11 protein-coding genes and 1 pseudogene are annotated in these 15,319 nt (G+C 70.9%); 6 read left to right on the forward strand and 6 right to left on the reverse strand.

Features of this window, described 5'->3' with window-relative positions:
* The first annotated feature begins 23 nt into the window (after positions 1-23).
* Positions 24-692, forward strand: a complete 669-nt coding sequence (locus C8250_RS35400) for a hypothetical protein (RefSeq protein ID WP_138352798.1) — start codon at positions 24-26, stop codon at positions 690-692.
* Positions 693-850: 158 nt separating this feature from the next.
* Here the strand turns inward: C8250_RS35400 and C8250_RS35405 are convergent, their stop codons facing one another.
* Entirely contained in the window at positions 851-1,921 is a 1,071-nt protein-coding gene (locus C8250_RS35405; protein ID WP_138352799.1) for a zinc-binding dehydrogenase, read from the reverse strand.
* 178 nt (positions 1,922-2,099) lie between these two features.
* Between C8250_RS35405 and C8250_RS35410 the strand changes: the two genes are divergently transcribed.
* Complete coding sequence (locus tag C8250_RS35410) at positions 2,100-2,414, forward strand: agmatine deiminase family protein (RefSeq protein ID WP_138352800.1); 315 nt, start codon at positions 2,100-2,102, stop codon at positions 2,412-2,414.
* A gap of 71 nt (positions 2,415-2,485) precedes the next feature.
* On the opposite strand, the gene C8250_RS35415 is transcribed toward C8250_RS35410, so the two are convergent.
* A complete protein-coding gene (locus tag C8250_RS35415; RefSeq protein ID WP_138352801.1) occupies positions 2,486-3,703 on the reverse strand; it encodes an AI-2E family transporter in 1,218 nt (405 codons plus the stop codon).
* Between the two features lie 282 nt (positions 3,704-3,985).
* Between C8250_RS35415 and C8250_RS35420 the strand changes: the two genes are divergently transcribed.
* The gene (locus tag C8250_RS35420; protein ID WP_138352802.1) at positions 3,986-6,145 is read left to right on the forward strand and encodes an MMPL family transporter; all 2,160 of its coding nucleotides are present in this window, start codon (positions 3,986-3,988) and stop codon (positions 6,143-6,145) included.
* 75 nt (positions 6,146-6,220) lie between these two features.
* On the opposite strand, the gene C8250_RS35425 is transcribed toward C8250_RS35420, so the two are convergent.
* The 4 genes and pseudogenes from C8250_RS35425 to C8250_RS44010 form a co-directional block, all read right to left on the reverse strand.
* Complete coding sequence (locus tag C8250_RS35425; RefSeq protein ID WP_138352803.1) at positions 6,221-7,702, reverse strand: alpha/beta fold hydrolase; 1,482 nt, start codon at positions 7,700-7,702, stop codon at positions 6,221-6,223.
* A gap of 120 nt (positions 7,703-7,822) precedes the next feature.
* Positions 7,823-9,187, reverse strand: coding sequence for a carotenoid oxygenase family protein (locus C8250_RS35430; protein WP_138352804.1), 1,365 nt, complete (start codon positions 9,185-9,187; stop codon positions 7,823-7,825).
* 150 nt (positions 9,188-9,337) lie between these two features.
* On the reverse strand, positions 9,338-10,114 hold the full coding sequence (locus tag C8250_RS44005; RefSeq protein WP_244809573.1) for an MFS transporter: 777 nt from the start codon (positions 10,112-10,114) through the stop codon (positions 9,338-9,340).
* A 166-nt stretch (positions 10,115-10,280) separates the two neighbouring features.
* A pseudogene (locus C8250_RS44010) lies at positions 10,281-10,832 on the reverse strand (MFS transporter); the annotation flags it as partial.
* A 423-nt stretch (positions 10,833-11,255) separates the two neighbouring features.
* Here C8250_RS44010 and C8250_RS35440 point away from each other — a divergent pair.
* The 3 genes from C8250_RS35440 (at position 11,256) to C8250_RS35450 (ending at position 15,124) form a co-directional block, all read left to right on the forward strand.
* Positions 11,256-12,611, forward strand: a complete 1,356-nt coding sequence (locus tag C8250_RS35440) for a cytochrome P450, cyclodipeptide synthase-associated (RefSeq protein ID WP_138352805.1) — start codon at positions 11,256-11,258, stop codon at positions 12,609-12,611.
* Positions 12,608-12,958, forward strand: a complete 351-nt coding sequence (locus C8250_RS35445) for a nuclear transport factor 2 family protein (protein ID WP_346268782.1) — start codon at positions 12,608-12,610, stop codon at positions 12,956-12,958. Before C8250_RS35440 ends, C8250_RS35445 begins: the two co-directional genes overlap by 4 nt.
* 156 nt (positions 12,959-13,114) lie before the next feature.
* A complete protein-coding gene (locus C8250_RS35450) occupies positions 13,115-15,124 on the forward strand; it encodes an AAA family ATPase (protein WP_138352806.1) in 2,010 nt (669 codons plus the stop codon).
* Positions 15,125-15,319: the final 195 nt, after the last annotated feature.

Here is a 15,319-nt window from a genome sequence, read left to right on the forward strand (position 1 = left end):
GGCATCAACACCTTGGGGGGACCATGCGTAAGATCCTGCTCGCGACGGCGGCCACCGCCTGCCTCGCGCTGACGGCGTGCAATGGCACGACCGGCAGCGACGCGCACACGACGCCGACGGGCACACCGTCCGCCGGGCAGCCGACCACCGTGCTGCCGACGGCCACCGGCAGTCCTACCGGCACCGCGACCGCTCCCAGCGGCGACACCGGCAAGGGCAGCGCCGCGCTGGCGCTCGGAACGCCGGCACGGACGGTGGGGACCAAGCTCGTCGGCATCGTGGAGATCACGCCGACGACCGTCGTCCATGCCACGGCAGGTCGCGGACAGACCTCGCGGTACGGCACCTTCGTCGTCATCACGACCCTGGACACGTCGCTCTCCGCGAACGCGGCCGACGAGGAGACCACGGACGGCACGGGCGCCGGCTGGCAGTGGATCGGCTCGAACGGCCAGACCGTCTCCGAGGGCAAGGGCAACGCCTTCAAGGTCAGCATCGCGGGGTACGACAGCCTCGGCCGGATCGAGCCGGGAGCTCGGCAGAACCGCGCCGAGATCTTCGATCTCACCCCGGAGCAGGCCAAGGGCGGCACACTCGTCTACACCGACTCCACCAAGGCCTCCTACCGCTGGAAGATTCCGGCGGCCGACGCCGGGCCCGATGTGGCGGCGGTGAAGCAGCGTCTGGGCTGATGGCCACGAGGCGGCCGTGCTCGTGTGACCACAACTGTGCGGGGCCCGCACTCTGCCCATGGACTGAGAGTGCGGGCCCGTCGCGCTCCGGCGTGTTCTGGGAGATCAACCCTCCAAGCTCATTGCCGCTTCCCTGGGGTTGCCCGTGACGAACGTGCCTACCTCGGGTCCGAGGTAGGCAGCCTGACGATGGTCTTGCCGTCTGCTTCGCCCGCGGCCATGCGCATCAGCCCGGCCGTCACGACGTCCTCGAGGTCGATGACCGCGTCTATTGACGTGGTGGCGATCTCCGGGTGGTCGTTGAGCAGGGCCAGCGCCTCAGGCAGATCCTGATCGCAGATGTGTACCTTCGATGTCGAGATCCGGATCTCGTCGAGGACCAGCCGGGTCAGGTTCAGGGGCGAGGGGTCACGGTGCAGGCCGACCAGGCGGATGTGGCCGCCACGGCTCACCGCGTTCATGGCAGTCTCCAGCCCCTTGGGCACGCCCGACGTCTCCAACACGATGTCGGCGCCGTCGCCACCGGTGGCCCGCTTGATCGCGGCGGCGGCGTCCTCCTGGGACGCGTCGATGAGCACCGAGGCGCCACTTCGCTTCGCGATGTCCAAGCGGGCCGGCGAGACGTCGACGGCTATCGTCTCGATGCCCTGCGCCGTGCAGGCAGCCACCGCCAACGAGCCGATCCCGCCCAGGCCGATCACCGCGATGCGCGCACCCGCCTTGGCCTCGGCGCCGCGCACCGCGTGCAGTGCGACGGCGAGCGGCTGAGCCATGATCGCGATGTCGGCCGGCATGCTCCCGACGGAGCGGCTGATGCGCGCAGGGACGTTCACCCGCTCGGCAAGGCCGCCGTCCACGTGCAGTCCCACGGTGAAGTAGCTTGAACAGAGGTTCGTCCGGCCCGCATGACACCACCGGCAGTTCCCGCAGGAGACGCCGGAACCCGGGACCACCACGTCCCCGACGGCGAACCCGGTGACCTCCGCCCCCACCGCCGCCACCCTTCCGACCATCTCGTGCCCCAGCACGAGCGGACCGACATGACGGCTCGCCGGATGCGGCTTGGTGAGGGGGATCAGGTGGGGACCCGAAGCGAACTCATCCACGTCGGTACCGCAGATGCTGGCCCGCAGAATCTCCAGTTGGAGTTCTCCTGCCGCCGGTAACTGAGGATCAGGCCATTCCTGGACACGCACATCGCGTTGACCGTGGTAGACGGCAGCAAGCATCTGTTCAACTCCCAGAATTCAAAAGGATCTTCACCCTAGTGGAGGATCGTGGACCAGAGACGGTGGAAACGAGACAACAGGGCTCGCACCGCTCGTCGGGAACCGGCCTCGCGGCCGGATTCCGCCGGCCGGCAGCCGCCGCTGAAGAGAGCTCTCCCATAGTGGGCTACGTCATGCGGTGGTCTCGGTCCGGGGGCTGTTGAACGCCTCGGCGCGCAGTGAGACCGGTCCGTGGTGGGCGCCGTCCGGCCAGGATGCGGTGACGGTCTGCTGTTCCACCAACCCGGAGTTCCTCGCCTCCTTCGCCAACTACTACGTGGGCAACGGGGCGGTCATCAGCGGCCAGTTCGGCGACACCCCGGCGGACACCGCGGCCAAGGCCACCCTGACCCGCCTCTTCCCCGGCCACGTCATCGAACAGCTCAACATCGACCGCCTCGGCACCGGCGGTGGCGGCATCCACTGCGTCACCCAGCAGCAGCCGGTGCCGTAACGGGACCGCGGCACACCGGAGAGCGGTGCCTGACGAGGTTTTCGGGTGGGTCGGGCACCGCGCTCATGTCCTCATGATCCCGTGCCCCGGTCGGGGGCCGGGTTCTGCGGCGGACCCGGTTCGTCCGTCCGGCGCAGCGCCTGATGGACCGACCACAGGACGGACACCAGCGGTACGGCCACCACCGCGCCCATGACTCCGGCCGCGATGGCGCCGCCGATGACCGTGAACGCGACCACCACCGGATGCAGCCGGACGGCCCAGCTCATCACGATCGGGTGCAGCAGATGGCCCTCGATCTGCCCGATGACCACGATGAGGGCGACGACCATGGCCGCGATCAGCGGGCCTTTGGCCGCCAGCGCCACCACGGCGGCGACGGCAAGGGCGATGGGTGAGCCGATCAGCGGAATGAACGCGGCGAAGAACTCCAGCAGGGCCAGCGGGACCGCGAGCGGCACGCCGAGGGCGAAGAGAGCGACGCCGACCAGGGTCGCGTTGATCGCGGCCACCAGCACGATGCCGTGGGTGTAGCCGGTGAAGGTCCGCCAGGCGGCGCGGCCCCCGACCATCACCCGTTCCCGCGCGGCCGGCGGAAGCTGGTCGCAGAACCAGCCCCACTGCCGGTCGCCGGAGTGGATGAAGAAGACCGAGGAGAACAGGGCCAGCGCGAACACGGTCAGGACTTCGACCAGCCGGCCGGCGCCACTGACCGCCGTACTGATGAGAGTGGACCGGTGGCTCGACAGGAACTGCCCGATCCGGGACTGGACGTCGGTGAGCGCCTCGGGGTTGAGCCGGAACGGCGGCTGCTGGAGCCAGTGCTCGATCCTGTTGATGCCTGCCCGGAACTCCCGCGCCAGCCCGGTGCTCTCTCCCGCCACCGACCCGCCGACCAGGGCCAGGACGCCGAGGGCGAGCAGAATGCTGCCGATCAGGGTCACCGCGACAGCCAGCGGTCGTGGCAGGAAGCGCGCCAGGAGGTCGGTCACCGGTCGGAGCATCGCGGTGATGACCAGGCCGAGGAAGACGGCCACGGCGATCTCGTGGAACCGCCCCAGCACGGAGAAGACCGCGTACACGAGGACGCCCACCACGAGGATCCGCCAGGCGTACGCGGCGGCCGTCCGCAGGGCGGGGAACACCCGCGGCTCGCCGCCGGGCCCGGCCGGAGGTGGGGTGATGCCGCGCAGCGCTTGACGCGACGCCTTCCGGATCCGGTGCCCGCGCTCGGCGGACGGCGCGACGGGGTCCGGTTTGCCGGACTGCGGATGCGATGGCCTGGACATCTCCAAGCGCGTACCACCGGAGCCCGTTCCCGCCACGCCGTCGGCGCGACATTCGCCCGAAGGCGCGCCGACCGTGTGGCGTAGCGCCGGGGGACGCGTCACGGGAACGGACATTCGATGCCCCCGTCCCCGTCCCCGTACGGGCCGGCGCCTGCACGAGCGCTGCGTCGACCCCGCCCGCTGGCTCTGCCGTGTGGTGCAAAGTATGCAAATCTGTCGGATAACAGAGGAAAGGGACCGAGGGCTGAGCTCGGCACCCTACGGCGTGCGGGAGGACCGGACATGCGTCGGTGGGCCGAGTTCGTTCTGCGGCATCGCAGGGCGGTTGTGGCGTTCTGGGGTCTCGTGCTGGTTGCCGGCGTGCTGCTGGCGGGCCGGACGACGGATCGGCTGACGATCGACTTCTCGCTGCCGGGTCAGCCCGGCACCGTGACGGCGCACAAGATCGAGGCCGCTTTCGGCAGCGGCGGCGACACGAGTCCGTATCTGGTCGCGGTCACGCTCCCGGCAGGGCAGACGATCACCGGCCATGAGGCCGAGGTCGGCCGCGCATTCGCGGCCGTGGGCGCAGCGGTTCCGAACGTGCGAGTGATCGACGAGGCGAACACCGGCGACAAGGCCTTCAGGACGAAGGACGACCGCACCGCCTACGCGATGGTGTTCTACCGGTTCAACCCGTCACCGAGCCAGAAGCTGCTCACCGATCCCATCCAAGTGGCGGCGGCGAAGGCCTTGCCGTCCGGCGCCACGGTCGGGGTGACGGGTCAGGACGTCCTGGCCTCCGGGGGCAATGACAGCGGCGGGCCGGGGGTGCTCGGGGAGACACTCCTCGGTGCCGTCGGAGCCCTCGCCGTGCTCGCCTTCGTCTTCGCCTCGTTCCTCGCCCTGCTGCCGTTGCTGGTGGCCGCGGTGTCGATCCTCGCGACCTTCGTGATGCTGCTGCCGCTCACCTACGCCACCGATGTGTCGTTCATCGTGCAGTTCCTGGTCGCCCTCATCGGCCTGGGTGTGGCGATCGACTACTCGCTGCTGTTCGTCACCCGCTGGCGTGAGGAGCGCGACCGCGGCCGGGAGAATCACGAGGCGGTCGTGGTCGCGATGGAACGGGCCGGTCATGCGGTGGTGTTCAGTGGTGTGACGGTGGCCATCGGCCTGCTCGCCCTCGTCGTCCTGCCGGTCCCGTTCCTGCGCAGCATGGGCTACGGCGGCGCGCTCATCCCGCTCGCGAGCGTGTTGACCACTCTCACCCTGACCCCCGCGATCCTGGGCGGCATCGGGCCGAAGGTCGACTGGCCGAAGATCCGGCACGAGAACCGGGCGAGCCGGTTCTGGAGCCGCTGGACCGCCGCCGTGGTACGGCGCCGCTGGATCGCGGCCGCCGCCGCCCTGGCCATGCTCGGGATCCTGATCGGCGTTTTCTTCGGTATCAAGATCGGCCTGGCCTCCTCGGAATCGCTGGCCAAGAACGGCCCGGCCTACGACACCCTGCAGACCCTGGAGCGCGGCGGCGTCCCGACCGGCGCGCTGACCCCGATGGAGGTACTGGTCCGCACCGACCAGGCCGGACCGGTCGCCGCCGAACTGGGCAAGGTCGACGGTGTGCGTGGGGCGTTCGTGCCCTCCGGGCCGGCCGGCAACCGGGACGGACAGAGCATCGTCGTGGTCATCCCGGACCACGAGACGGTGAACTCGAAGAGCATCGACGTCGTCAAGCGGGTCAAGAACGTCGCGGCGACCTTTCCTGGGGTCACCGGCGTCGCCGGGATCGGTGCGGCGCAGATCGACTTCCTGCACGCCGTCTACGGCAACTTCCCCCTGATGCTCACCATCATCGCGCTGCTCACGTACATCCTGCTCGTGCGCGCCTTCCGCTCCCTGTTGCTGCCGCTGAAGGCGGTGCTGCTCAATCTGATCTCCCTGGCGGCGACCCTGGGTCTGATGGTGCTCTTCTGGCAGAACGGTCACGGCTCCAACGCGATCTTCGGCATCGCCGCCACAGGGGCCGTCACGTTCTGGATCCCGATCATGATCTTCGCGTTCCTGTTCGGACTGTCCATGGACTACGAGGTGTTCATCCTCTCCCGCATCCGCGAGGAGTACGACGCCGGCCACTCGACCGACGAAGCGGTCATCGAGGGCATCGGCCGCACCGGCCGGCTCGTCACCAGCGCCGCACTCATCCTCTTCCTCGCCTTCGCCGCGCTCGCCTCCGGCCCCGGCACCGATCTCAAAACCCTGGCGACCGGCCTCGGCCTGGGCATCCTGATCGACGCGACCATCGTGCGGATGCTGCTCGTTCCGTCCCTCGTCTCCCTGTTCGGCAAGTGGAACTGGTACCTGCCCGAATGGGCAGCCCGCCCCCTCCGCGTACAGCCGTCCTCCCCACACCCCGAGCAGCCCGCGCCCGGGCCGCAGCCCGAGCCGCAACCGCCCATGGGCTGAACCTTCAACGACCGCGGAAATGGGTGACGTCCGGCGTGTGGGCGCCGGACGTCACCTTCGGTGAGGGGGTGGTTCTCAGTCGGTGCAGACGGTGCCGGGGGCGGGCAGGGCTCGGGTGGTCAGGTAGCGGTTGGTGGCTTCCAGGGCGCACTTGGAGACCAGGAACATGCTGTAGTCGTCGCCTTCATGGCCCAGGACGACGCTGCCCGGGAGTTGGGCGGCCATGGCTGCGCCCGCACGGAAGGGGGCGAGGGCCTGGTGGGTGGACTGGAGGATCAGTGCGGGCGGTGCGCCGTGGACCGGCGCGCCCGCCTTGACGGGCTGGGACGGGGTGGGCCAGCCGAGGCAGCCGGCGATGGCCTTGTAGGAGCGCACGGCGCCACCGAGGTGCGGGGACACCCGGGCGAGTTCCTTCCCCAGTTGGGTGAGCTGGGCGAGGGAGTGCACCGGGCGGGTGTCGTCGAGACAGGCCGGCACCTGTACCTGGACCGGGTCGAGGGTGTCGTCCTGGTCGTGGGTGAAGTCCATCGGGTCGCCCGCCTGGGCCTTGACGATGGCTTTCGCGAAGTCCGGCCAGGCCTGACCGGACAGGGTCAGGTAGTCCTGGGTGGCCTCGCGGATGTCCTCACCGGTCAGCGGCTGGTGGGACGCGCCCCCGGTCGGGATCGGGGTGCGGTCGGCGCGGGCGACGAGGGCGTCGTACTCGGCCGCGACGTCCTTGCCGTGCAGGGCGCAGTCCTTCGACGTGGCGCACCAGGCGGCGAAGCGGTTGAAGGCCGATTCCGCGGTGGCCGCCTCCTGGGTGACCCGGGCGAGCGGCGAGCCGGTGTCGTCCAGGGCGGTGTCGAGGACCATGGTGCGCAGCCTGCCCGGGTAGAGCTTGGCGTAGGTGCGTCCGAGGAGCGTGCTGTAGTGGATGCCGTACCAGTTCAGCTGCTTCTCGCCCAGCCCGATCCGGACCGCCTCGAAGTCCCGTGCGGTGCTGGTCTGGTCGAGGTGGTCGGTGAGCGGGCCGTTGCGGCGCTGGCAGTCCTCGGCGAAGGCCCGGTTGTGGGACACGAGCGCGTTGAACGCGGCCTGGTTCTGCGGGAAGTGGCTGACTCCGGCGGGCTTGAGCGGTTCCGCGCAGAGGATCGGCGTGCTGTGCCCCACACCTCGCGGGTCCACGGCGACCAGGTCGAAGTTCTGGGTCATGGCGCCGGCGAAGGCCGGGAGGTGGATGTGCATCGCCAGCCGCAGCTGCTCGATGGAGGAGCCGCCGGCTCCGTCGTTCAGGAGCACGGTGCCCTGGCGGTGGGCCCGGTCGTCCGCCGGGCGGCGGACCAGGGCGAGGGTGGTGCTGCCGGCGCGGGGGCGGGACCAGTCGACGGGTACCTGGATCGATCCGCACTGCATGTTCGTGAAGTCGGTGTCGGCGCAGGCGTGCCAGTCGATGCTGTTGGCGGGGGTCCGGTGATCGGCGTCCTCGGTCTGCGCGAGCGCCGGTACGGCGATGGTGGCCACGAGCGCGGAGAGGGCCGCGGCGATCCAGCCCGCGTTCTTCCGGATTCTTGTCATGTCGACTTTCCTTGGTCATGAGCCTCGGCCTGTTCGGGCTCGAGGGGTTGTTCGGGATGTTCCGGTGGGGGTGTTCCGGTCGGGGTGCTCAGGTCAGGGCGTTTCCGGGAGGAAGCGGGGTCAGCTTTCGCTTCCGTCCAGGGCGCTGTCGGGGATCCAGGAGCCGTGGATGCCGGCGGTCACGCGGCGCGGCAGGTGGACGGTGGCGATCCGGTCGAGGCCGGAGGCGTCCAGGACCAGCAGCTGGGAGGCGTCCTGCTTCAGGTCGGAGACGACGGTGAGCAGATAGCCGTCGTCCTCGTTGGTGGCGCCGGCCGCGGGGACGAACACCGCCTCACTGGGCAGCCGGGCGTCGCCGACCTGGTGGATGCGGCGGGCGCCGGTGGTGCGGTCGTACTTGACGACGCCGTAGCCGCCGAACCCTTCCTGGTCCGGGAAGGACACCGCGTACTGGTAGCGGTGCTCGGCGCCCAGGTAGTCCTCGTTGAGGGTCGGGAACTCCACCGCGAGGTCGTCGATGATCTGCTCGTCGACGGTGCCGGCCGCCGGGTCGATCACCCAGCGGCGGGTGTAGGAACGGGTGCTGGGCTCGGTACCGCGCCCCGGCGCGCCGACCCACCAGTTCCAGGAGAGCTGGAACCCCTCGCGGTCCACGGTGGGGCCTTCCAGAACGATGCGTCCCTGGCCGTCCTCGTAGGCGTTGCCCGCGTGCAGCATGTTGCCGGGTTCGACGGAGAACCAGCGGATCTGCCGGGCGCCGTCGCCGCCGCGGGGCATGACGCCGATACGGGAGGGCTGCTGGTCGCTCCAGCTGTAGGGGATGCCGGAGTGCTCGGTGTGGTCGAAGGTGACGTTGCCCTCGATGAAGACCACGTGGCGGCGGGTGATGGCGAAGTCGTGCTTGAGGGAGGCGGTCGCTCCCGGGATCTCGGCGCTGTGGACGATCTCGCCCTTGGCGTCGGCGACGTAGTACGTCAGGAACGGCGGGAAGGGCGAGGAGGCGAAGAAGTGGAGCTCTCCGGTCACCGGATCGACCTTGGGGTGCGCGGTCATGGCGTTGTTCAGCCGACCGTTGAAGTCATGGGCGCCGACCGTCTCCAGGTCCCGGGTGAGCTCGAAGGGGAGGTTGGCCTCGCAGAGCGCCAGCAGACGGCCGGCGTGCTCGATGACGTGGGTGCCGGCGGTGCTCGCGGTCAGGTCGGGCCCCTTGTCGGTCATGTAGGGGGCACCGTCGAGGGCGGGGGTGTGCACCCACCGGTTGCGGTACCACTCGGCGCGGCCCGCGCGGAGCCGGATCCCGTGCACCATGCCGCTGCCCTTGAACCAGTGGGTCGGGGTGACGCCGGGCTTGGGGTTGTGGCTGTTGCGGATCAGCCGGCCGGTCAGCTCGGGGGGCAGGTGGCCCTCGACGGTGAGGTCGGTGGCGGTGATCTCGTCGGCGACGGGGGTGTAGTGGCCGGTCAGGTAGGGCTTCGCAGCAGTCATGGCAGGAATCTCTTTCCGTGGATGTGGGGTGCGGGGTGCGGGGTGCGGGGTGGGTCGGGTGTGTTGTCCGGTGTCAGGCCGCCTGTTCGGCGCGGGGCACGGCTGATCCATGGACCGGCTGATCCATCGGTACGGCCGGATTCAGGGGATTCAGGCGAGTTGTGGGTCGGAAGCCGGGCTGGTGGCGGTAGCGGCGACAGCGGCGTCGGTGGGGGTCCGCGGGCGGATGCAGCGGGTGAGGAGCACCGCGAGGAGCGCTGTTGCGGCCAGGACCGCGGCGGCGACGGTGAAGACGGCGCGGTAGCCGGCGGTGAGCGCTTCCAGATGGGGTTGGTGGGTGGCCGCGTGGGCGGTGACGGAGCCGGCCAGGGTGGTCAGGGCGGCGAGGCCGATCGCCCCGCCGACCTGGCGGGTGGTGTTCACCAGTCCGCCGGCCAGGCCCGCGTCCTGTTGCGGGACGCCGTCCACGGCGAACGCGGTGAGCTGGACGAAGGCGATGCTCAGACCGAGGCCGATCAGGATGCTGGGACCGAGGACGTCGGCGAGGTAGCTCCCGTCGGCGCTGATCCGTGACAGCCACAGCAGTCCGGCGGCCTCGGTGAGCAGGGCCGCGGTCACGGTCGCGGTGCCGCCGACGCGCCGGGATATGCGGGGCGCCATGGCGGCGCCGAGCATGTTGGCCCCGGCCAGGGGAAGCTGGCCCGCACCAGTGGCCAACGGACTCGATCCGAGCACCAGTTGCTGGTAGAGCGGCAGGAAGAAGAACAGGGCGATCCACACGGACCCCAGCAGCGCCATCAGCTGGTTGCCCGCCGCGACGCGGCCGGTGGTGAACAGTCGCGGCGGCATCAGCGCGTTCGGCCGGCGGAGCTCGATCACGACGAAGGCCGCGAGCAACGCGGCGGCGCCGAGGAGGGCGCCGAGCACCCGGCCGGCCGTCCGTCCAGCCGGCGCCGCGTGCGGTGGTCAGCCCCCAGACCAGGCAGGTCAGGGCGAGTGTGACGGTGGTGGTGCCCAGCAGGTCGAACCGTCCGGCCGTCCGGGCGGGCGCCGCCCGTGGCACGAGGGCCGCGACGGCGACCAGGACCAGCACCGACCCGAGTGCGACGGCGTAGAAGATCCAGGGCCAGCCCCAGGCCTGGGTGAGCACACCGCCCAGCAGGACGCCGCCCGCCCCTCCCGCACCGGAGACCGCGCCCCACACCCCCAGGGCCCGGCCACGCCCGGGGCCGGACGGGTACAGGTCCATCGTCAGAGCGAGCGCGGCCGGGGCGATGGCGGCGGTGCCGAGGCCCTGAACGGCGCGGGCGGTGATCAGGACGCCGGGGGAGGCGGCCACTCCTGCGGCCAGCGACGACACCGCGAACAGCGTGAGGCCGGCGATGAGTACCCGGCGGCGCCCGAGCAGGTCGGCCGTCCGCCCGCCGGCCAGGAGCAGCGCTCCGAACGCCAGGCCGTAGGCGTTGACCACCCACGTGGTGCCGCCGTCCGACAGGCCCACCCCGGCCCGGATCTGGGGGAGCGCCACGTTCACGATCGAGGTGGCGAGCATGACGGTGAACTGGGCCGCGGCGAGCGCCGCGAGCACGGCCGCCGGCCGAGGGGTGGGGGGCGTCCGGCCCTTTTGTATGCGTCGGAGGTTCATGACGCTGAGCTTCGTGCCGGGCGCTGTCCACTTTCCAGGCCCGGCGGGGACGGGCACTGTCCACTCCTGTCCGCACCTGTCCACGCGGTCCTACGGGGTGCGGGTTATGGTCCACCCAGCAATTTCCATGGGTGAATCAGCGTCGAGTCATCCTGACGGTGGACCTCGTCGACCGTCCCGACGTAGGGGCCGACAGCGTTGTCCGGAGTGCGAGTTGCCTGCCCCTCCGCGGGGCGGCAGACGGTGCTCGGCCTTCTGCGCATCGTGCACGGGTCGGCGGAGGACCACCCCCGTCCCGGTCCCCGACCCCGTCCCGGGCGTCGGCGCATCGCGCGGCGCTTACCAGGTTGCCCACCGTCACCGCAGCGCCTGCCGCCGTAGCGTTCGCTCCTCGTCCGTTCCCCTTGAGAGGCCGCCGTACCCATGGTCGATCCTCGCTTCAGCGTCCTGTCCGAGGACTTCGCCGCCGATCCCTACCGGCACTTCGCCCGGCTGAGGGACCGGTCACCGGTGCACTACGAACCGGCGATCGACAGCTACTTCCTCTCCCGCCATCAGGACGTGAAGCGGGTGCTGACCGACCATGAGGCGTTCACCACCGAGACGCTGCAGGTGCGCGCGGAGCCGGTGATGCGCGGACCGGTCCTCGCCCAGATGACCGGGGCCGAGCACACCGCCAAGCGGAAGATCGTCGTCCGGGCCTTCACCGGACAGGCCCTGCAGGAGCAGACCCGCGCCATCCGCGCCGACGCCGCCGAGCTCGTCGCGCCCTTGCTTTCCCAGGGGCGGATGGACCTCGTCAACGACTTCGGCAAGCCCTTCGCCGTCTACGTGACGCTCGACGTCCTCGGCCTGGACAAGCAGGACTGGCGGCAGGTCTCCGCCTGGCTCAACGGGGTCGGCGAGTTCATCACCAGCATGGGCCTCACTCCGGAACGCCGTCGGCACTGTCTGGACTGCGCCGAGCAGTTGGAGGCGTACCTCGTCCCGGTCATCGAACAGCGGCGCCGACACCCCGGCGAGGACCTGATATCGAAGCTGTGCACGGCCGGGTCCGACGGCATCGCGATGAACAACCGCGACGTCACCGCGCTGGTCATCAACGTTCTGGTCGCCGCCGTCGAGCCCGCCGACAAGACCCTCGGGCTCCTCTTCAAGCACCTGATCGACCACCCCGAGCAACTGGCGCAGGTCCGCCAGGACCCGGCCCTGCTGCCGGCCGCGATCGCCGAGACGCTGCGGTACACCCCGCCCGTCCAGCTCATTCCCCGCCAGGCGGAGAAGGACGCCGTGATCGCCGGCACCGTCGTCCCGGCAGGCGCCACCGTCTTCTGCATGATCGGCGCGGCGAACCGCGATCCCGCCGCCTTCAGCGCCCCCGACACCTTCGACATCCACCGCCCGGACCTGGGCACCGATCGCTCCTTCACCGCCGCCGCCGCCCAGCACTTGGCCTTCGGCACCGGCCTCCACCAGTGCGTCGGTGCGGCCTTCGCCCGCGCCGAGATCGAGACCGTGGCCGCGCTGCTGCTCCCCCTGCTCGACCAGGTCCGCTACAGCCCCGGCTTCCGCTACCGGGAGACCGGCCTGTACACCCGCGGTCCCGTCTCCCTGCCGCTGGACTTCACACCGGTCCACGAAAGCGCACCGGCCGTGGTGGAACCAGGCCCCTCGTCCCGGCCTCTACCAGGGCGGCCGGCGCCGCATCCTCCCCTGTTCCAGGAGTCAGGGCCCGCCGTGCACCCGACCATCACCCCCACCGGGAGAGAACAGCGATGACTCCGACCGACATCACCCGAGCCATCAACGACCTGCTGTTCACCCCGGGCCTCGACCTCGACGCGGCCATCGACCGGCACTTCACGCCCGACTACCGGCAGCGCACCAACGGCGAGTGGAGCGACCGGGCCGCCTTCACCCAGCACATGACGCGCCTCCGTTCCGTGGTGCTCAGCGGGCACATCGAGGTCCACGACGAAGTCCGCGACGGTCTGCGCTACGCCGACCGGCACTCCGTCACCGTCACCCGGGACAACGGCCGCACCTCGGTCACCGAGGTGTACCTCTTCGCCCAGTTCGCCCCCGACGGGCGTTTCCAGCGTGTCGAAGAGACACCCTCCTGGTGACCGGCCACGACGACGACCGGAACCTGGGAGTCATCAAGTGACGGGCGGGCCGGACCGCCGACGCACGTGCCTCGTGCCGGTGCTGGTCACCGCGAGGCCTGGAGGGGACTTCCGGACCGCGTCGTCCGGAGCTGAGACGAGCGGAGGGGAACCGCCATGGTCTCCATCGGAGAGAGACTGAGCAGCGCGCGAGTACAGGCCTTCATCGGCCGGGACGAGGAACTCGCGCGCTTCGCGGCGGCCTTGGCCTGCGATCCGCAGGCGCCGTTCGCGTTCTACGTGTTCGGGCCGGGTGGCATCGGGAAGTCGACGCTGCTGCGCCGGCTGGCGGACCATGCCCGTAAGGCGGGCCGGCTGCTCGTCGAACTGGACGGCCGATTCGTCGGCCGGGATCCGGCCGACTTCGAGCGCGCGGCCGCCCCGTTCCTGGACGTCGCCGGCACGGTCCTGTTCGTGGACTCCTTCGAGCACTGCCAATGGCTGGAGAGCTGGCTGTGGCACCACTTCCTGCCGCGCGCCGCGGACGGCGCCCTGGTCGTCCTGGGCGGCCGGCTCGCGCCGCAGCCGCAGTGGAGCTCCGATCCCGCCTGGGCCGGGCTCCTGCACGTGGCCGAACTGGAGCCGTTCTCCGCGGAGCAGGCCCGGAGCGTGCTGGTCGCGGCGCGGATCCGGCCCGAACTGCGGGACCTGGTGCTGCGCTTCGCCGGAGGCAACCCGCTGGCCCTGTCCCTCGCGGCGGCGGCGGACTCGACGGGCTGGAGCAGGGAGGAGACGTGGTCGCCCTCGGGCGACGTCCTGCGCACGCTGTTGGCGGGGCTGATCGGAGAGGTGCCGACGGCGGCTCACCGCCGTGCCCGGGAGGTGGTGGCACAGGCGCATTCGACCTCCGAGGAGCTGCTGGCCGCGGTGCTGCCCGAGGAGGACGCCCATCTGCTGTTCGGCTGGCTGCGGGAGCTGCCCTTCATGGAGTCCACGCACCGGGGGGTTCACCCGCACGACGCCGCACGCGAGACCCTCGCCGCCGACCTGCGCTGGCGGGCACCCAACGCCTTCCTGACGATGCGCCTGCGGCTGGCGGAGGAGTACATGCGCCTGCTGCGCGAGGCACCCGAGGAGCGGGTCTGGACGGTCACCGACGAACTCTTCTACCTCTTCCGTGAGGTGGAGCTCCTGGCGCGGCTGCGCACGTGGTCCCGCGAGGACGAGGTGCACGACCGTCCGCTGCACGCGGACGACCTCGACACCGTACTGCGCATGGCCGAGGAGACCGAGGGCCCGGAATCCGCGGAGCTGGTCCGCTACTGGGCGCGGCGTCAGCCGCAGGCGTTCAGCGTCTACCGTCTGGTGAACACGGGCCGGATCGTGGCGTTCACGGCCCGACTCGCCCTGCCGGCCCCTCCCGACCCCCAGGACCTGGCCACCGATCCCGTGGTCGCGGCCGCCTGGGCGTACACCGACGCCACGGCGCCGGTGAGCCCCGGCGATCACATCGGCGTGAGCCGCTTCTCGATCTACCCCGAGCGGTACCAGATCCCCTCGCGCGTCATCGACCTGAGCAGTTCCCGCGCCCAGGCGGAGGCCGCCCGCGCCCGCGGCCGCGCCTACGGCTTCGCCGTCTGGCGCGACGCCGACACCTGGGCCGAGCGCGTCAGGGGCAGCCTCGCCGACACCGGTGCGCGACCACTGGTCGGTGAGCACACCTACGGGCTGTTCGGCGTCGACTGGCGACAGGTGTCCGTCGAGGCCTGGATCGGCCGCTTCATATCGGCCCCCGGCGTGCCTGCCGAGTCCGGACCACCGCACGGCTCGCGGAGCGCGTTCGACCAGGCCGTGCGCGAAGCCCTGTCGCACTGGCGCGACCCTGGCGCCTTCGCGGCCTGTGCCCTGATGCGCGCCCGTCTGGCGGCCGACTTCGCCGACCCCGTCGAGGAACTGCGCGCCCTGCTGCGCCAGGCCACCGACGACCTCGCCCGCGATCCGCGCGGAGTGCGGGCCCGCGAAGCCCTGACGGCGAGCTACTTCTCCGGCGCGCCCACCCAGGAGGCCGCCGCCCGCCGCCTCGGCCTGCCGTACGGAACCTACCGGCGTCACCTGCGCCAGGGACTGGACCTGCTGTGCGAGGCGCTGTGGGAGTGGGAGCTGCACGGTTCCCACAAGGCTCCGTAGCGGGAGACCGCACTCCCGGGACCGGGACCCGGCCTGGTGCAGCGGTACCGGTGTCAGGGTCGGCTGCGGCGTCGTGCTCGACATCGGGCGGGACGCCTCCACCGGCAGGCGAACCGTCGCGAAGGTCTCCGGGGACAGGAAGCACCCGACGAACTTCGGGCGGCTCTGCACGAAGGGCTCCAGGACGGCGCCCAC

It is taken from the genome of Streptomyces sp. So13.3, from assembly GCF_005860785.2.
Lineage (GTDB): Bacteria > Actinomycetota > Actinomycetes > Streptomycetales > Streptomycetaceae > Actinacidiphila > Actinacidiphila fildesensis.